The organism is Bartonella sp. PS7NMGDW (assembly GCF_042193585.1).
Classification (GTDB): Bacteria; Pseudomonadota; Alphaproteobacteria; order Rhizobiales; family Rhizobiaceae; genus Bartonella; species Bartonella grahamii.
Genome location: NZ_JBHILX010000016.1, coordinates 1 through 18,122 on the forward strand (window position 1 = coordinate 1; position 18,122 = coordinate 18,122).

Sequence of the window (18,122 nt, forward strand, 5' to 3'; positions counted from 1 at the left end):
ATGACTTCAAGGCTTTTGCGTTCAGGCAACTGAACAAAATCAAGTTGAAAGGAATTCCACCATACCCGCCCCGTCCAGGCGGGTTGAAAGCGTGCCGAAATCCCTAGCCATTCAAGCCCCATCTCTATTGCCGCAAGGGAGCCGCGAATATTTTGCCATGCAAGACCCTGATCAATTAAATCATAAAGGTTAGAGAAATAAGGGTTTAATTCTTGTAAGCCATATTCGTCTATTAAAAAGGGCAACCAAGAAGGCGGACGCGTAATAAATTTCGCGCGGGGTATTTCTTCCAGTGCGGTTTTAACGTGAGGGTCAAGAGCCATTGCTTCTGCAAAACAACGTTCAAACAAGCTAGAATTCGGGGGCAAAAGTGAGGAAAGCATCAATAAGCACGCCCCCGTTCAGACAAAACAATATCCCCCAAAGCTACAGCTTCATCAGGTGCGACCAAAATATCCTCACAAGGTTGCGTTATGTTCACATGGTGAACGCCCTCAACCATCAAGCGGCTTAGTATCCAACTTAAAGACAAATCACGCCCAAGCCTTTGCGCACGCGCCCATTCTGCTCTTAAATTCTGCTCCGCTCTTTCCAAAACAAAGGAGCCTTCATCCGGTAACAACCAAAAATCAGCAGAAACATTGATCATCCGCTGTACCGCGCTTTTCACAAAGATGTGGTCATTGGTCATTTTAACATGGGGGGCATCAAGGGCTGCTTGCACCTTGGCAATTAAAGCCTCATCAGCCACCCCTGAAGGAGCGTCACTAAAAAGCGCAACATGAATAAGTGGACTTTTAGCCACACGATAAACAAAAGCATCTTTGACATGGATATCGCTTGAGAGGGCAAAATATTGGTAACGTGGCGCTGTGCCACCTGTGGAATGTCCTTGTCTATTCAAGCGAATGCGGCGGCGAAACCGCTCATCATCTTCATCCAAAAGGCGCGTGACCCCATGAAAATCCCCCAAATGATCTAAACTTGTTCCACGGGCAAATGTGAGTAAATTATCTCGCGCCACTTCATTAATTCGCTGGCGCAAAAGCAACTCTTCATAAGCCGCCGCTTGCAATTGAATGACAACCGGATCATAAGCCGTCTTTTCCACATTATAAGGAATATGATGCGCTGCAAAAAGCTCAGTCAAACGCGTGATCTTTTGCTCTAAAATGGCTTCAACAGAAAGCTCTTCAATAATTTGTGGGAGAGGGAGTTGTGGAGGGGGAGCTTGTGGAATGGATAAAGGTTCAAACTCTGTCATCACCAACCTCTAAATTGATGCTCATTGGCTCTTTGTGTGACCAATCCCCCAAATGCCCATCGGGATAAAAAACACCCGTTAAAACAAAATGGCCCGTTAAAACAAATGAAATGTGCCTTCACGCGTTGCTTTTGTCAGATCAATCCTCTGCAACGAGAACCCAGGCTCTCCACACTCTGGATCATCGAGTGCTTCAACAATTGCTTGATAAAGCTGCATCATCGTCGCAGGATCAGCATTGGCGTCTTGGAATGCTCCAACATCACATCCATAATGACGACGCAAAACCCGTGTCCCAATTCTTGTCGTCAGACATTTACGAAGTGACTGTTGACAATGCGCAAAGCCATATAAAAGAGAGCCATCCTTTTCGCTCATCCCGCACCGCATGCTTTAAGCTCCTTTGCTTGTCTTTGTGGTAGAAACAGTTGGGGGCGCAGAAACAACAGGTGCTGGTTTTTCAGTGATCTGACCAAGCAGCAACGGATATTTAGCCTCTTCCTCACTTAAACAAATTTCCTCACCCTTGCCCGGTGAACGCTTGCCTGCAACAAAATCGGCATTGGTTAAAATAACATAAGTGTTCTCACGCATAATAAACTCCTTTAAAGAGGGGAAGAGGTTGTGGAGGGACCCATTTTGACCCCACCGTGTTTGTGGCTTGCGCCAACAGATTTTTGATTATGCTGTAAATCTTCTGCTTGAATATGCACACTACCCGTTAATTCAACACGGGTTGATTGATGAGAAAGCACCAAACCTTGGCTATTCAAATGGATTTGGTTTTCCCCATGGGAGAGAATGAGCTCATCTTTTGTCATCCGCAAAGCGCCATAAGAGCCGTCACTTTTCTTTCCTCCTTTGTGCTGTAAGAGCTTTATCTCGTTGCTCAAACGTGTCTTCTAAATGAATAACTTTTCGTTTCCTATCGAAATATTTTCCTCAGACTTTGAAGCCTGTTATTTAAATTATCAACTTCGTGATCGAGCCTTTTAATCTCTTGATTTAAGTTATCAATATGTTCATGATGTTTAGAAATCACTTCTAAATAATGTAATGCTTGAGACTGATCCTTAAGCTTATTTGCTTCATTTAATTCTCGAAAAGCCTCTGTTCTTTTCTCAACATGCTCAAATAAAGTAAAAACCTTCTCGAGCCGTTCAAAAATTGCAGCATTCCGCTTTTGCGTTATTTCATATTTATAAGTTAGTTGCTTGTTATTTGGCATATTTTTCAGCAATGCAAAATAGAGTGCCTGCTGTTCAAAAGCTATTCTCTTCAAGTCCTCTACCGACACCCCCAATATTTCCATTGTATCGTTCCATCCTCTCTCCGCATTGTCTTTTTCAAACTTTGCTGAATCCAACTTCTGAACCGCATCATCACGTTCCTTAACAACTTGGGGACAAAATAATTTACCCATACCCGTATAGCCATGCGAGGTAGATAAAAGATATGTTAGCAAAAATATGATAAGCAATAAGCCTTCTCTCAACAGAACTTTTTTTTGTAAACATTTTTTTATTTTCTCGTATGCAATAAATTAAAATAAACAATTAAATTTGTATTGAAAAATTAATAATGAAATTTATTAAATCTATTTAAAATAATCTATGATAAAAATAAAAAGGGATAAATTGTACAAAAATTAAATACTTAACAAACAGAATAAAGCTATAAAAACTAATTTATTCAATAAAATAGTCATAGATTTTTCTGTCTAGCTTTATATCTCTATAGGAGAAATTTAATCACTTTATAGGTAACTTTAAAATATTTTAATAGTATATTACAATTGCTTCAAAAATAATATTTTGATTAATAAATATATTAACATTTATGAAATGATGCGTATACAAAACGGATAACCACAATCAATGTAGTGATCGACTACTTTATAATATAGCTTTGTTTTTTATCAGCAGCAGTAAAAAAGTTTGTGTTTTTTACAAAGATTGAAATTTATTCATTTTTTATCGTATATTTTATGCTATTACTTTTAAGTTGATAAAGATCATAGAGTTTTAAACTGATGAGATGCGTTCTTTTCTCAATGTACATTCATCAATATTTGATGTAGGAATATTTACTTTACATCATAAAAATGTATTTACAATAATAATATTTTCATATAGGATCCTCCTCCCATGTAATGTGGTGAATAATGAAAACATCAATAAAGGGGGGGATCATGGATCATTCAGAATGTAATTAATGACTAAAGAAAATTCTTTTCCCTAGAAAATAAATCTAGGGAAAAGTTGGTTTACTCTACAAGTGGGGAGGAGAAATGAAACAACAATATATTTTAGGAAAATACACACGTGTTGTTGTTCGTGAAGAGGATGCTATTTTTGGTGCAGGTTCAAAGCAGTTTATTATCAATGATAAAAATTTTTGGGAGAACTTAGTGCTTATTGCGGCACAATGGATCAAAAAAAAGACAGTAGATGAAGTTTACAATTCACTATCATTAATCATGTTAAAAGAAAATTTTGACCGTGCGTTTGATTTTCTTGTTTCTAACCATTTTCTTGTCAAAGCTGAAACATCAGACAATATCCTCAATAATCGATATTCCAGAAGTCATCTCCATTATCAAAGCTATGGTATGCATCCAACCTCCGTTCAGCATACTCTTTTGCAAAAAAGTGTCGTCATTTTAGGGTGTGGTGGGATTGGTAATCATGTATCAGCAATGCTTGCATCCTCTGGCGTTGGAAAATTGACTCTTGTTGACAATGATGTGATCGAGATAACCAACCTTACCAGACAAATTCTTTTTACTGAAGAAGATATCGGTCTTCCGAAAACAACTGTTCTTAAACGTGAGCTGATGCGGAGAAACAGCCAAATTGAAGTTCATGAATTACAAATGTTGATTACTGAAAAAGAGGATATCAACAAATTACCCAAAGCTGATTTATGGATCATTTCTGCTGATTCACCTGTTCAGCTAGGCCTATGGATCAATGAATGGTGTGTGAAAAATAAACAAGCCTATATAAATTCCGGTTATGTTAATGATATAGCTGTCTTTGGTCCATTTTACATACCTGGTAAAACTGGTTGTTACGCATGTAGCTCGTCTATAGGTAATCTTCCAGCAAAAAGTGATCATCTTATTTATGAAGCTTGTGTTATGATTAATAATAACTTCAAAGTTGCTACATTTCCCCCTGTTAATGCACTTTCAGCTGCCATGTGTGCTAATGATGCTCTTAAATTTTTGGGTGGTTATGGAAGCCTTCTTTCCACTGATCACCGTGTGGGGATATGGAGCAGCCAACTTTTCACAGAAGAGCGTTCTCTAAAGAAAAATCCTCACTGTAAGGTTTGTGGAACAACACAATGAACAGACCACGCACCCTCGCTCTCAACTATGGATCCTATAATGCTGTCCGCATGCTCATTGGTGTTTACCATGCTATTTTTTTAATGTCCATGGGAGTTAGTCTGGCGCAATTAGCTCTGCTTCAGGTTGTCTTTTCCACCACCATTCTGCTGCTTGATTTTCCCTGCGCTGTTTTATCTGACAGATATCGACGTAAATATTCCGTTATGGCTGGGGTCTTTATGACAGGAGTATTTTATCTTCTATGCCTTCAAGCTCCTAATATGACAGCACTTATTATTGCGCAAATTCTCTATGCAGCGGGCATTTGCATCATTGTCAGCGCCATTGACGGATGGATTTACCATTCTCTAGGCGATAAACAGGATCACTTTTCGCATTATGCTCATCTCTACCACCAAGTTAACTCTTTCGGAAGTATTCTCAGTGGAATTGTAGGAATTGGAACGATCTATTACTCTGGACAATATTTTATGGGATATATCATCTCATGCCTCATGATGGGATTTATTTTTTTGATATTCCTTATTGTTCCGGAAGAAAAGAAAACGACAATTGAAACGTCCAAAACAAAAACAATCTTGCACAATGCCAAGGAAACGCTCTGGATATTTCAAAATACAGTAGGAGGAGCATGGTTTATTTTCCTCATGTGCCTTTTTAGCGCTGGTATTCAGATTATTTATCATTTCTGGCAACCGATAATACTTTCAGGAGGAAAAATTCATCACCTCAACGGTTCGCAAATGCTCGTCTTGATGTGCTGCCATATTGGAGCCTTTTCAGCACAATATTTTTCAAATTTACTGATGTCTAAGTATCATGTTCTTGATAAAAAATATAAGAATTCTATAAAATATTTTTCCTTCTTTTCTGCGCTGATGTGCATAGCGCTCTATTTTTTAGTTCATAGCCATCAAACTGCTGCATCAGTCATCGCCTTCTCTTTAATCCATGGATTTATTTGCACTGTACCAATAGGGGCCAAAAGCTTATTTTTCTCAGAACTTAACCAAAAACAAACGCAGCATATTTCCGGTATTGTTGGTGCTGTATCTTTTAGCGGAAGAATATTTTCAATTACAGTATTAAGTATTATTTCTTTTCTTCCTGCAAAAGTTTCTCCATCTTACTATCTAATATTACCGACCATTACTTTTTTCATGTGTGGTTTGGTTGTCATGAAATGGATGAAACACTCCCACAAATCGCTATGAGAGAAAAACCATAACATTTCACCCACAATGTTTTCTTCTAAAAGAAATCGATACTTTTTTGAGAGCATTGCCACATCCAACGTTCAATATACAATGAAATTATAAAGCAACACATTGATTTATAATGATAATATAGCAAACTCGAATATTGTAAGATTCTTTCTTTTCAAATCTGTTTTTATGGTTGAAACAATCAAAATCATTTGCTTGCACATCATTAAGTGGAGAAAGCCGTATAAATAAAAACAATTTAGAAAAGAAAAAATGCCTTTTATGAACTCTCATAGTTAAAATCTATCACAAAATGGAAGCAGGAGTATAATATGCCTCTTTGCATCTTCATAAGTATACAAATGGTGTGGCACTATAAGACTTTATATGCCTCACAGAAACTTTTACGTTTTATACCATTTAAGAGGTGCCGTCGCAAAATGGGCTTATACACATTGAAAGATATCTCTTTAACACAAGTGCATAAATTGGCAACACAAGTATATTTGTGTTTAGAACATTCTTTTTATATGAGAGGCATAATCCCAACGGGATAAACAAAAGCGTAAGACACATAATCTTCATTATTTAAAAGACACGACCATAGAGATTTATGAAAGTTATAAAACTGAATTAATAAGATGATGATAAAAATAAGAGATAACTTCCACCTTTTCCGCTTTTATATTTTCTCAAAATTAAAAAGATCCTTCCGTTTTTAGAAATGACTCGCTAGCAAATATATACAATATTTTCTCCCCTATTTGGCATATAAACGCTGACATAACCGATAAAGCAGTAAACCATCTTAAATATTGATCTCAAATATGCTGTTGTATAAGGAGTAAGTGCTGATTGACACACAAAAGCAAAAGCTTAGCAAAACAACGTCATAAAATAAATGTGCCACCAAACGATTGGAACGATATAGGGAAGTCAAAAACACTTTGTAGAACAAAATCCGTAACATCTAGCTTTACGGCCGCTTATTCTTACAAACGTGCGTGCTGCTCCCTATATCCATAAAAATAAATAAGCAATCCTTAGCTAAAAAATATGCAACGTCAATGTGATGCTATAACAGAGCTTCGCTTTCCTTTATCAACAAAAGCATGAGAAATTTTGAACCAAACCTATTTTTCTCAGGATATTTTTTTCCACAACTGATCATATTTACTTTAATATAAATTGGCATAGCGATTTACATGAAACATATTGCGCTTAAAATATCCCCCATTGGTTTTGCTTTAGTTTACACCATTAGAAAAGAAATTTTTGTAACTTGTTTCATGAAACATAAAATTTAAAATCAACACAGGAATTAAGAAAATGAGCAACCACACGCGCTGCTAATACAGGTATTACAATTTCGCACATAATACAATTTCGCACATAAATTGAGATGGAAGGAAGATAAAATAGCACCACTCTATAGCAGAGTAGCTGATAGAAAACGTCTAGCAAGAAAAGCAATCAAAAAACTTCACAAAATTGAGATTAGCAGAAAAGCAAATGAGCACAAATCACTGAAAAAAATTCCTATACACAATCAACTGCTTTTATAACAATAGATGGCGGAGAGGAAGAGATTCGAACTCTCGAGAGCCTTTTGAGCCCTACTCCCTTAGCAGGGGAGCGCCTTCGACCACTCGGCCACCTCTCCAACAGAGAGGCATAAATGGTATCAACAGAAAGTTCAAGACATTTTCGATTTTTTTCCCAAATATCTGAAATTTTTCTCCTATTGAGCCCATAGGGATAAAAAGTTAACAAAACAAAAATTGTGTCTTTTTTACCACATTATCTCGAATAGTACATGTATACATTACAAAAAGGTAATTTCATATTTGAATATCTAAAAAGATTAGTATAGCTAAGATAACAAGTGCCGCGTATTTTACTTATGTCTTTGTCCTTAATGCGTTAGGTAAATGATACCCTTTAGAATTTAGAAGAAAATTAACGGACCTCGGAGATCCTATATGAATATTAAATCCCTCTTTTTAAGCTCTACAGCAGCTTTTTTAACAATTTCTGGAGCACATGCTGCTTCAACAATTATCCCCGAACCCGAACCTGTAGAATATATTCGCGTTTGTGATGCCTACGGAAAAGGATATTTTTATATCCCTGGAACAGAAACCTGCATGCGTTTATCAGGAAATGTTCGTACTGATTTTATAGGCGGTGATAATATCGATGCAACAAGCGAAACTGAACTGAACCAAAAAAGAAAAACCTATGGCGCATCATCACGGCTCACCCTTGTTTTTCAAGCAGCTTCTGAAACAGAAATGGGGACACTTCGTTCATATGCAAGAATTTTCTCAAGCTGGGGTGATGGTGGTGATAAAGCTGGTGCAAGGCTTTCAGCCGCTTACATTGAACTGGGGGGGTTTCGCGTAGGTCTTGATGACACAATTTTCAACAGCTGGACTGGTGATTATGGAAATGTTCTCAATGATGACAGCATAGCACCTGCAGGCACAACACGCACTAATTTTATTTCCTACACCTTTAATGGTGACTCCGGCTTTTCTGCTATTATCGGAGCTGAACTAGGCAATAATTCAGATGCTCTTCCTGGAATAAGCGGATACTATATTGATAAAGATGATAAGCTTGTTCCTATCACGAAGGATACTCTTCCAAGTAAAGCAATTAAAAATTACACACCCAATGTAGTTTTGGGTATCAAGTTTATGCAAAAATGGGGTGGTTTTTCAGCGGTTGCAGCATATGATACTTACTACAAAAAGTGGGCTGGAAAAGTACGTGCAGATTTCAATGTCAACGATCGTTTCAATCTATGGGTAATGGCTGGTTATAAAAACGGCCTTGATTACTACACAGTAAATGAAAATGATGAATTATCACGACAAAGCACAACGATTTATGCAAACTGGGGTGGTAAATGGGCTGCTTGGGCGGGTGCCACTTACAAACTCACTCCGAAGGCAAATTTGAATGCTCAAGTTTCTTATAGTGCTGTAAAAACCTTTGCAACTTCTGTAAATATTACATACACGCTGGTTCCAGGATTTGTGATTACACCTGAATTAACCTATGTTTCTTGGAATGATGATCGCGTTGTGACGGATAAAAATAATGATGAAAAACATTTATTCAATAAGAAAAGTGCTTTTCAAGGTATGATCCGTTTACAGCGTTCATTCTAATACTATTTAAGCTAAAGATTTTAAAAACTGGCAACATATGTTGCCAGTTTTTATTTTTGTAATCAAACATCATGAGCATCTTTCTTGATCGTTATTTTCTTGTCTTTTTGAAAAAAAATACTCACTTTCACAAAAATATTCTCAGAAAATTAACCTGATGTACTTGATAAGAACACTGCATACGTGGGTTCTTACACATCCATTCAAACAATCTCTTGCGTACCCAGGTGAACAAATACCTTTTCTTTATTACCAAATTGATTTTTGTTGGTAATTTATACCTAACCTTTGTTAATTTAGGTCATGAACTTCTCAGGTAAGTTCTGTACTGAACAAATAAAATATTGAAAAAAACAAGACATCATTGTGTTTTTGATATGCATGAATGTGTCTTCTATTAACATCCTAAAACACAACATTTTACAACACTGCCGCGCATTAAAAAACTTAATCATCAAGAAACATGTTATCAAAACGATGAAAATATCCCCTAAAGCAATAAAAGAGAAAATAGATATATCTTCAAAAAATGAATTAACCTCTTCCCCATCTAAAGAATAGAGACTCCTATCAGTAGCAATCTGTAAACGACCCACCTTTTTTTGAATCTGCATCACATTAATTTATAATGACAATTTATTATTTTGCATGTTGAATAAAAGTCCAGAATATCGTAGGATTCTCCATTTCAGACCTGTCCCATGTTTCAATCAACCAAAACCATTCACTTGTACACGACGAATGGAGAGAGCCGTGTGAATAAAAACGAGTAAAGAAAACCCTTTATGAATCGTTTTAAGTTCCAAGGACTGTAGTAACATTGAGATCTGGAAAAGTTTATGATGGTTCTAGGCACTTTTATTAAGCATAAAAATGAAGCTAACTTAATAGAGGACTTTAGATTATATTCTTTATGAACGTCACTGTAAAAAAGGAAGCAAAATATAAGACAAAGAACCAGTAAATTTAATCTCTGGAAATCATAAAGCATTCTATAGCGTTATGTTTCCATAAAACGCCTTATACCGTACATGGGATTTTTTACACGATTAATGCCCTTTTTTACATAAAGCGCATTGGAAAAAAGAAGCCTCTCTTGATAAGAAAAAGGCTTACACGTCATCATAACCATATTTTCAATTAAAACACGTTGAATTCACGGAAAATATTTATCAACCAATGCATAAAGAATTGCTGCTGTTTCAACATCTAGAATCCCATCATAATTTTCTTGACGAAAATGAAGTTGGAATGCTCGGATCAAATCTTTGTATCCTGTTTGGGTACACGCAGCAGAAATGTCATATCCATAACATTTTAGCTTCGCCAAAATATCTTCTTTGGGCGGCAAGTTCTTAGAAAATTGCTCTTGATAATGACTTTTTAGTTCATCATCATACCATGCTCCTATACCTGCCCTATAAAGTTCTCTCCATGGGAAAGCTGCTCCTGGATCACTTTTTCTTCCAATAGCAATATCACTGTGTCCCACAACATCAGTTGGCATAATATCGGGATACCGTTGAAGAATATTCAAGGCAAGTTCCTTAACGGCATCAATTTGTATTGGATTATAAGGAGGAAATATACCACCCTCATCATGATAAGCCATAAAATCAACTGTCTCTTCTGGAGACTCAGAATGACCCGTCGCTAAATTAACGATTTCAATCCCGATAGATGCATCATTGAGATGACTATGCCCAGCCCATGAACTCACACCCGCATGCCATGCACGCTCATTTTCATCAACCAGATTAAAAATACGCATGTCCTTAAAGCCTGCTTCACGATATGTCTGCTCTGAAGGATCAGGAACAAGATAGTGTGCACTAACCTTTTCTCCTGTAAGCGCCATAATCGAGGATTTAAAATCAAGAGCCGTATAATGCATAACGAGAAAACGAACGCGACGATTAAAACTCTTGACAGAACGATAACTGTTGTAATCAATCTGATACATAAAAGCCCTTTCTTTTTTGCTAAAAAAGACCACTGCGCATCACAACAGATAGGACACGAACTGTTAAAAATGCAATGAACTTCCTATCTAGATACTAAGAATTACGCCTAAAATTTGTTCATCAAAAACATTGACACTCTTATCAACAATTAAGACACATTTTATTTCTCCCCCACACACGCGTAAAATGTTTTTAACCACATTCACAAACGCACCGCATTAAATATTTTCCTCAAACAAATTCCTAAAAATTACCAATCGAAAAGAAAACAAAAGCATAAAATAATCACTCCTTGAATTTTCACGTCTTACAGAAAAATAATTCTTCCTGTTATCACATTGAAAAATATCGCCCCTCGGAAGCGAACACCCAACGATCGTGCAATCACACAAAAACTTAAAGGAAAAATTTTTATAAGCTCTTTACAGCAATTTATTATCAGATAACTGAATGGCACATATTCGCAATAAACTGGACATATTTTTCAATAAAATTTGCAAAGCTTTCCTGTAAATGACACAACTTCTTGTCTTTTCACACCATCGCTTTTTGATTTACAAAGAATCTCAATTATTTACAACGCTTGAGGCACATGAAGTCTCTGGATTCCTTGTCATCAGCTCTATGAAAGATAACGAATTGATTTATAATAATAATTAATCATTATAAATATTGAATGTAGCAAGCCTAATATCGTAAAGTTTTTCTTAATCTTGAATTAATCAAAGTGATTTAATTACACATTAAAAGAAAGTTTAACCTATAGATAAAAACCACTTAAGAAAAGGATCAAAATACTTCTTATAATAGAACGTTCAATAATTTGAGCAATATTTTTACGTCCCCATAGAGGTTCATTTGCTTTTCTCAGTTTGCAAAACTCTTTTTAAAACCAACCAAGCTGCATATTCTTGTAAGACGGCACCTAAAAGTGGTCGCGTATAGGGAAAAGTTACACGATCATCACCATAACCTTTCATCCGTATAGTCATCGTGGCATGTCCAAGGCTTTCTTCTTGATTTTCTAATGTCTCGATAGAAGGTTCTAGGCTCACTTCAACCTCAAGCAGTGGAATATTTTTTGTACTTTTTTCTATGGGCTGAAAATATTTTAAAAGATATGGATCATTGGAAGACCAATGAACCTCTGTATGCTTTTTCAATTGTTTACAAGCAGTAGTAACTTCTGCACCAACCAAATAGGAGTGAAAATGATCTTCAAATTGTTCGATTAAATGCTGTGCCAAAGGTGCCGATGACTGACCAACAAGCTGCACAAGAACATAGGGGCTTTTCCATAAAAAATGCCGTTCAAATGGCTCATTTTCAAGATGACAATCAACCCACTGCGCAATGGTACTTTCATCAATTCCAATCAAAGTCCATGCATACCCCGCACGCGATACAAAAGAATATTTCTTCTCGTTGTGTTCTAAATAATTCTCTAAAAGCGCAAGAGCCTGTGATGGCGGACCAGGCAAAACAACAAGCGTACTTCCATCACAAGAAAGATAAAAGCCTGGTGCTGTACCCGTAGGATTATCAAGCACGGTTGCCGTCTCAGGAAACAATGCTTGACGCGCATTACTCTTATCCACCAAAATCCCTAATCGTTGTAATTGACCTTTTATTGTTTGCCAAACATCTTCATGATGTACCAAAGGCTGCTTTACAGCTTGAGAAACCGCATCACGTGTTATGTCATCTGATGTTGGTCCCAATCCCCCACTGATAATGATAAGATCTTCTTGTCCAAGGCAAGAAACAACAGTCTCACTGATTTGCTGTAATTGATCAGCACAAACAAAATGACGCGTGACTTGAATATTTCTTTTATTCAAGCTCTGACTCAAATCCTGCAAATTCGTATTCAAATATTGTCCTGAAAGGAGTTCATCACCAATCGTAATAATTGCCGCATGACAAATAGAGACAGGATTCACAAGAACATTGCGAACAGCTTCAGCCATTTGACGGGTAGAGGCTACACCTCCAAGATCATAGGTAACAGTTTTTCCAGCACGAATAACCTGATCAACACTCTCAGATAGTTGTTTTGCTGCATCTTTAAAACCTAAATGCTCTAAAAGTAAAGCCGTGGTATAAAGCATCGCAGAAGGATTTGCTTTATTCTGTCCAGCAATACGTGGTGCACTGCCATGAACAGGCTCAAAACAAGCAATCTCGCTCCCCACATTCACATGAGGAGCAAGCCCCAATCCCCCCATGACTCCAGCGGCAAGATCAGAGAGAATATCGCCAAACATGTTTTCAGCAACAATCACCCCAAATTGCTCTGGCTTGTTTGCTATCCACAAAGCAACCGCATCAACATTATGAATATCTGCTTCAATTTCCGGATAGTTTTGCGCAATCTTCTCAAAAATTTCCTGAGAAAATTGTCCACTTTCTCGCATAACATTGGGCTTATCAGCAAAAGTAACGCGCTTAAAGCCATATTTCCTCGCATAAGAAAAAGCATATTCAAATAACCGCTCTAAACCAAAGCGTGTCTGCAAACGGACTGTCCACGCAGCTTCCTCAAGCCCATATTTTGTTAAATTGGGATGTTTTAGCCAAACGGCTGTTTCAGGAGAAATACCCCGAAAATCCAATCCAGCATAAAGGCCTTCACTATTGTCTCTGATAACACAAAAATGAAAAGGTTTTCTCGGACCAAAGATGTATCTGACAGGGCGTATATTTGCAAACAACCCTAATTTTTGGCGAAGCTGAATAACCGGTGACACATAGGCAAGTTTTTGCTCTTTTAAATGCGGTGCAAGTTCTTTTAAAGCCGCTTCTTTTCCTTTACTGGTCACAGCTCCAAGTAAAATGGCATCACTCTGAATAATTTTTTGCCAAGTTGCTTGAGGGACAGGATCTCCTTCTTGTTTCCAACATTCAAAACCAATATCACCATAAGTAAACTCAATCGGCAATTGGAATTGCTCTAAAACCATCAACGCAGCATCACAAACCTCTGGTCCTATCCCATCACCAGGTAATACAAGAACTTTCTTTTTCATAACTCATCAATCCACTCATCAATGACTGCATCTGTCATAGTAGGATTATCCTCCCACAAACGCGTACCAGCACCAGAAATAATCTTATATTCATGGTTCAGATTATGACTTTTCGTCTGATTATCTACCGTTGCAAGTTGTGACTTTTCTCCCACTAAAGCTAAAAACTTCCCCTTATACTTAACTATTTCATCTCTAGCATCTATTTCTAATAAGAGTTTAAACCCTCTTCTCATGCGTTCAATTGCCACGCTTTTTTGTTTATCGGGAATCTCCAATAAAACTCTTTTTTTCATAATGCCAGAAGGATGCATAAAACCATTGAGTATTTCCAAAGCCCCCGACAAATCATTATTTTCTAAGGAGGCAAGAATATCTCCAAGGCGCCGTTGCAAAACCTTATCTGGATAGCCAGGTGCATTCACAGCAAGCACAGCTTGAACATTGGGAAGCCGTGCTGCCAATATTTGTACCAACATTCCAGCCATAGAAAATCCCACAAGCACTGCGGGCTCTTTAAAATAGCTTTTAAGTTTTTCTGCCATAAAAGATAAAATGTCTACAGCAGCATGATTGAGCACATGAGAACTCTTAGGAAAAAGAGAAAGTGTATCCAGCAGAGTGACTGGGTATCCTTTTGATAAGCATAGCTTTGTCAATGGAGAACAAAAAACACCACCATCCCAAATTGGCATTACAGGAGAAAGAATAATAATAGGAAGGCTCATTGATCAACTCCTCCCCTTATTTAAAACATGCATTAGAGCCAAAACTTTTCCCATCCAATATAATGAAAATATGTTGAAACTCTAGGCTCATACTCTCCCCCCATCATAATCGATTTGTTAAACTCAAACTAAGCTTGTAACAAATTTTAAACCCACTCAATCCAACAACTTAATAAAAAAATTCATCTAATGTACAGGTACCCCATTCGTGAACAACATCAAAAACATTTCCGCATAATGCTTTCTTTTTATCATTTTACTCAGTTCATTTCTGAAGTCATAAAATGACGCGCTTTTTGAATATAAATGATAAAACCAATCATACAACACACAGCTAACAAAGTTGCCATAGCCCGTGGGCTATGACCAGATATCTTTCCGATAACCGCTGCACTGAGTGCCGCACTTCCTAATTGCAAAGATCCCATAACACCAGAAGCTGCTCCCGCAGCTTTCGGATGCGATGAAATAGCCAACGCTGTTCCTAACGGCAATAAAAAACCATTGCCAAAAGTAAGAACAGCAATAGCCATAAAACTTGTCACAAGGGGCCATGGGCTTAGATACATTTGCAAAGCAAACAGCACACCACCTATCACAAAAATAATGTACCCTCTCCCCACAGTCTTTTCCATAGACTCGCGCTCAAAAAACCATCGCGCCAAAAGATTTCCCAAAATATAGGGAAACGAAACACCAATATAGCTATAACTAATGTGTATCGGCGATAACCCCAAAGTCGTGAGTAAAAAAGGCGACTCCACAATATAAGCAAAATAGGCAGCGTAAGAAAAACACGGAATAAGTGCATAAAAAATAAATTGTTTATTTCTGAGAACACCTAAATATGCCTTCATAAATCCTACCGGAGAAAAATGCTGCCGCTTCTGAGGAGGTAGAGTTTCGCTTAGCACAAAACAACATAGAAAAATGGTCAAAAATATAAAAAAGCTTAAAAAGATAAAAGTTGCCTGCCAATGAAAAGCTTGTATCAAAAGTCCACCAATGAAAGGTGCAAGTGCTGGTGACATTCCAATAAAAGGGAAAACAATCAAATAAAGTTTTCCAGCCGCTTTTTTATCCAACAAATCATTGATAATTGCACGACTTAAGACAAGTCCCGCACAAGCACCAAGACCTTGCAAAAAACGTAACACAAGAAAAGCGTGAATATGAACCGTATAAATCACACCAAGTGTCGTAAATAACCACAAGAATAAGCCCAATAGAAGTGTTTTTTTACGCCCAAAATTATCACTCAGCGGCCCATAAATGAGCTGTCCAAGTGCCAATGCCAACAAAAAAACCGCCACTGCACTTTGAATTTGAGATTGTGTCACTTGATAATATTGACGCATATCGCCCAGTGCTGGTAAAAAAATATCGGTAGAAATCAAACCTCCTGTTGATAAACATACGATAAGTATAATGAATGGTAATGTATATTTATGTTTCATCAGGAAAGTCACATTTCTTAAATTTAAAAATATTTAAATTTTACGTTTATAGAAAAATAATAATTTATATTTATAAATATAAATCTATTTTAACTTTATCCACAGGGAATAAAATAATAAATTTTCTTTATTCTTTTACTTTATTCGAGAATAATTCATCTTGTTGATACATAAATCCAATGTCTGATCCGCACGCACACGCAACACGTAAATAAACACTTAGTGCTTCACTTTATAATTAATTTTAAAGCATAGCAAATCGCAATTTTAAAACTATACGCAAAAGAAGCTAAAAGATCAAAACTCTCCTTCAGAGATATATTTCCCAATCCGAAATAGCGCATTTTGTTGTATTCATGTTGCCCTATCTTCATCAGCTTTTTTTCATTGATATCATCAACAAAAACGCTCCCAAACTCTATCCCTCTCCATGATAACAACATCACTTTTCCGACAACATCTTTTATCAGAGGTGGTTTACAACGCTCAAAGAAAAAAGAAGCCACAAACTCCCTCTCCTTAAAACTCCCCACACAAATATTATTGTAACAATACAGCATATAACAATGGCTCATGGAGAAGTTTTTATCAACACAAATAATTGAGCAAACAAACTTAATAGCCCACTAATATCATAAAGCAAATTGCGCTTCTGTCTCCCCTTAAAATCTAAATTCATCTTGTCCATTTTGTTAGAATTTCATTCTACATAACCATCACCAAGTTTACTGCCTAAGCTATTGACAAACATGCTATAATGGAAATTTGATAAATCATTCTGCATCTAATTTAGAAAGCAAGGAGAAGCTATTAATGAATATAACAGAACTAGCCACGTACCAATTACTTGTACCTATTAAAGTGGAAGGAAAGACATACACAGAAATCACCTTACGCCGCCCGAAATTTAAAGACTTAAAAGCAATACAGAGCAAAGAAGGCGACGAGCAATCAATTGAAATGATCGCATGTCTTTCAGGGTGGTCCTATAATGCCATCAGTAAACTTGGTGTTCGTGATTTTTTAAACATTAAAGACATTTACGGGACTTTAATAAAAAAAGTATTAAAAAAACTTGATAAAATGAATACAATCATAAAAATCCCATCCCTAAAAATCCTATCCTTAGAAACTCAATTTTCTAAACATCTCAAAAACTTTATAAACAAAGTAAATGCAGCCATAAAAAGCATAATGGATGAATGTACTTTAATCGACAGTAAACCCGAAAAATGCACAAGTAACCTTTACACACATACATTTGAAACAGAATCCATGACAACTGCAAATGCAAAAGTGAAAACCTGTAGCACCTATGAACCGATTACAGTTCATAATCCCTACGTCATAAAGGTGGAACACATGACCTTTACAAAATGCACTTTCTTAGTACAAGATGGTCCATCAAACCAAATTTATCTCTCAAATCAAAGTGCTCTTACATCGTATAAAAAAACTGCGGGCGAAACTAAAAAACAAACTTTGGAGAGAATCTCGAAACTTTTGGACATTGTCTCAAAACTTTTCAACTTTCCTCTCTGGTTTTGGGAGTTTTTACTCAAAGAACTTAGAAAGCTTTTCTAGCATTGTTTTGATATAGAATAATAAGAGAAGGAAAAACAGCTTAGAACACTAATGTTTCTTCCTTCTCTTTTATCTCTCATAGCTTTTTGAATTGAATACTTTTGATATTTATTTTGAATAATTGAAGCATTCTTTTAATTATAAGTACAATATAAAAACTAAAATTTTAGAAGATGCGCTGTTTTTACAAAAAAATGAAATAATAAAATAAATACTCCAGAATTTTAAGTAATGATCACCGTCTTGTGTTCGGTCTTTCCTATCCCTTTTTGGCGCATATTTACCACTTTTGGAACATAATTGGCAAAAAGACATTGTATCTCCAGCATATTCAAGGAGATAAAACATGGAAAC

14 protein-coding genes, 1 tRNA gene and 1 pseudogene are annotated in these 18,122 nt (G+C 36.5%); 4 read left to right on the top strand and 12 right to left on the bottom strand.

Features of this window, described 5'->3' with window-relative positions:
• The 6 genes and pseudogenes from ACFIKJ_RS07750 to ACFIKJ_RS07775 all read right to left on the bottom strand — a co-directional run.
• The coding region (locus ACFIKJ_RS07750; RefSeq protein ID WP_375670418.1) for a phage tail protein at positions 1-383 on the bottom strand (383 nt) is incomplete at its 3' end.
• Complete coding sequence (locus ACFIKJ_RS07755; RefSeq protein WP_375627427.1) at positions 383-1,264, bottom strand: baseplate J/gp47 family protein; 882 nt, start codon at positions 1,262-1,264, stop codon at positions 383-385. The genes ACFIKJ_RS07755 and ACFIKJ_RS07750, both read right to left, overlap by 1 nt.
• Positions 1,251-1,654 (bottom strand): annotated as a pseudogene (locus ACFIKJ_RS07760) (GPW/gp25 family protein). The gene ACFIKJ_RS07755 and the pseudogene ACFIKJ_RS07760 overlap by 14 nt, the downstream one beginning before the upstream one ends.
• Before the next feature lie 3 nt (positions 1,655-1,657).
• Positions 1,658-1,858 carry a hypothetical protein gene (locus ACFIKJ_RS07765; protein WP_273790108.1) on the bottom strand — a complete coding sequence of 67 codons (201 nt, stop codon included), beginning with the start codon at positions 1,856-1,858 and terminating at the stop codon, positions 1,658-1,660.
• Positions 1,859-1,869: 11 nt separating this feature from the next.
• Complete coding sequence (locus tag ACFIKJ_RS07770) at positions 1,870-2,085, bottom strand: hypothetical protein (RefSeq protein WP_375653962.1); 216 nt, start codon at positions 2,083-2,085, stop codon at positions 1,870-1,872.
• 104 nt (positions 2,086-2,189) lie between these two features.
• Positions 2,190-2,687, bottom strand: coding sequence for a hypothetical protein (locus tag ACFIKJ_RS07775; protein WP_375670419.1), 498 nt, complete (start codon positions 2,685-2,687; stop codon positions 2,190-2,192).
• Positions 2,688-3,554: 867 nt separating this feature from the next.
• On the opposite strand from ACFIKJ_RS07775, the gene ACFIKJ_RS07780 reads away from it, so the two are divergent.
• Both ACFIKJ_RS07780 and ACFIKJ_RS07785 read left to right on the top strand, forming a co-directional pair.
• Positions 3,555-4,619 carry a ThiF family adenylyltransferase gene (locus ACFIKJ_RS07780; RefSeq protein ID WP_375653964.1) on the top strand — a complete coding sequence of 355 codons (1,065 nt, stop codon included), beginning with the start codon at positions 3,555-3,557 and terminating at the stop codon, positions 4,617-4,619.
• Entirely contained in the window at positions 4,616-5,836 is a 1,221-nt protein-coding gene (locus ACFIKJ_RS07785; protein ID WP_375670420.1) for an MFS transporter, read from the top strand. The genes ACFIKJ_RS07780 and ACFIKJ_RS07785 overlap by 4 nt, the downstream gene beginning before the upstream one ends.
• A gap of 1,563 nt (positions 5,837-7,399) precedes the next feature.
• On the opposite strand, the gene ACFIKJ_RS07790 is transcribed toward ACFIKJ_RS07785, so the two are convergent.
• Positions 7,400-7,490, bottom strand: a tRNA-Ser gene (locus ACFIKJ_RS07790).
• 319 nt (positions 7,491-7,809) lie between these two features.
• On the opposite strand from ACFIKJ_RS07790, the gene ACFIKJ_RS07795 reads away from it, so the two are divergent.
• A complete protein-coding gene (locus ACFIKJ_RS07795) occupies positions 7,810-9,006 on the top strand; it encodes a porin (RefSeq protein WP_375670421.1) in 1,197 nt (398 codons plus the stop codon).
• Between the two features lie 1,156 nt (positions 9,007-10,162).
• On the opposite strand, the gene ACFIKJ_RS07800 is transcribed toward ACFIKJ_RS07795, so the two are convergent.
• The 5 genes from ACFIKJ_RS07800 to ACFIKJ_RS07820 form a co-directional block, all read right to left on the bottom strand.
• The gene (locus tag ACFIKJ_RS07800) at positions 10,163-10,969 is read right to left on the bottom strand and encodes an N-acetylmuramoyl-L-alanine amidase (RefSeq protein ID WP_375626766.1); all 807 of its coding nucleotides are present in this window, start codon (positions 10,967-10,969) and stop codon (positions 10,163-10,165) included.
• Positions 10,970-11,824: 855 nt separating this feature from the next.
• Positions 11,825-13,999 carry an isocitrate/isopropylmalate family dehydrogenase gene (locus ACFIKJ_RS07805; protein WP_375670422.1) on the bottom strand — a complete coding sequence of 725 codons (2,175 nt, stop codon included), beginning with the start codon at positions 13,997-13,999 and terminating at the stop codon, positions 11,825-11,827.
• Positions 13,996-14,727, bottom strand: coding sequence for an alpha/beta fold hydrolase (locus ACFIKJ_RS07810; protein WP_375652030.1), 732 nt, complete (start codon positions 14,725-14,727; stop codon positions 13,996-13,998). Before ACFIKJ_RS07810 ends, ACFIKJ_RS07805 begins: the two co-directional genes overlap by 4 nt.
• A 260-nt stretch (positions 14,728-14,987) precedes the next feature.
• A complete protein-coding gene (locus ACFIKJ_RS07815) occupies positions 14,988-16,184 on the bottom strand; it encodes a multidrug effflux MFS transporter (protein WP_375670423.1) in 1,197 nt (398 codons plus the stop codon).
• Between the two features lie 227 nt (positions 16,185-16,411).
• A complete protein-coding gene (locus ACFIKJ_RS07820; RefSeq protein WP_375627452.1) occupies positions 16,412-16,690 on the bottom strand; it encodes a hypothetical protein in 279 nt (92 codons plus the stop codon).
• A 307-nt stretch (positions 16,691-16,997) separates the two neighbouring features.
• Between ACFIKJ_RS07820 and ACFIKJ_RS07825 the strand changes: the two genes are divergently transcribed.
• Positions 16,998-17,768 carry a phage tail assembly protein gene (locus ACFIKJ_RS07825; RefSeq protein WP_375670424.1) on the top strand — a complete coding sequence of 257 codons (771 nt, stop codon included), beginning with the start codon at positions 16,998-17,000 and terminating at the stop codon, positions 17,766-17,768.
• Positions 17,769-18,122 lie beyond the last annotated feature (354 nt).

Excerpts from the sequence above, each read along its gene's own strand:
- ACFIKJ_RS07755 (WP_375627427.1), bottom strand. The coding sequence starts at position 1,264 with ATGACAGAGTTTGAACCTTTATCCATTCCACAAGCTCCCCCTCCACAA.
- ACFIKJ_RS07765 (WP_273790108.1), bottom strand. The coding sequence starts at position 1,858 with ATGCGTGAGAACACTTATGTTATTTTAACCAATGCCGATTTTGTTGCA.
- ACFIKJ_RS07770 (WP_375653962.1), bottom strand. The coding sequence starts at position 2,085 with ATGACAAAAGATGAGCTCATTCTCTCCCATGGGGAAAACCAAATCCAT.
- ACFIKJ_RS07775 (WP_375670419.1), bottom strand. The coding sequence starts at position 2,687 with ATGGGTAAATTATTTTGTCCCCAAGTTGTTAAGGAACGTGATGATGCG.
- ACFIKJ_RS07780 (WP_375653964.1), top strand. The coding sequence starts at position 3,555 with ATGAAACAACAATATATTTTAGGAAAATACACACGTGTTGTTGTTCGT.
- ACFIKJ_RS07785 (WP_375670420.1), top strand. The coding sequence starts at position 4,616 with ATGAACAGACCACGCACCCTCGCTCTCAACTATGGATCCTATAATGCT.
- ACFIKJ_RS07795 (WP_375670421.1), top strand. The coding sequence starts at position 7,810 with ATGAATATTAAATCCCTCTTTTTAAGCTCTACAGCAGCTTTTTTAACA.
- ACFIKJ_RS07800 (WP_375626766.1), bottom strand. The coding sequence starts at position 10,969 with ATGTATCAGATTGATTACAACAGTTATCGTTCTGTCAAGAGTTTTAAT.
- ACFIKJ_RS07805 (WP_375670422.1), bottom strand. The coding sequence starts at position 13,999 with ATGAAAAAGAAAGTTCTTGTATTACCTGGTGATGGGATAGGACCAGAG.
- ACFIKJ_RS07810 (WP_375652030.1), bottom strand. The coding sequence starts at position 14,727 with ATGAGCCTTCCTATTATTATTCTTTCTCCTGTAATGCCAATTTGGGAT.
- ACFIKJ_RS07815 (WP_375670423.1), bottom strand. The coding sequence starts at position 16,184 with ATGAAACATAAATATACATTACCATTCATTATACTTATCGTATGTTTA.
- ACFIKJ_RS07825 (WP_375670424.1), top strand. The coding sequence starts at position 16,998 with ATGAATATAACAGAACTAGCCACGTACCAATTACTTGTACCTATTAAA.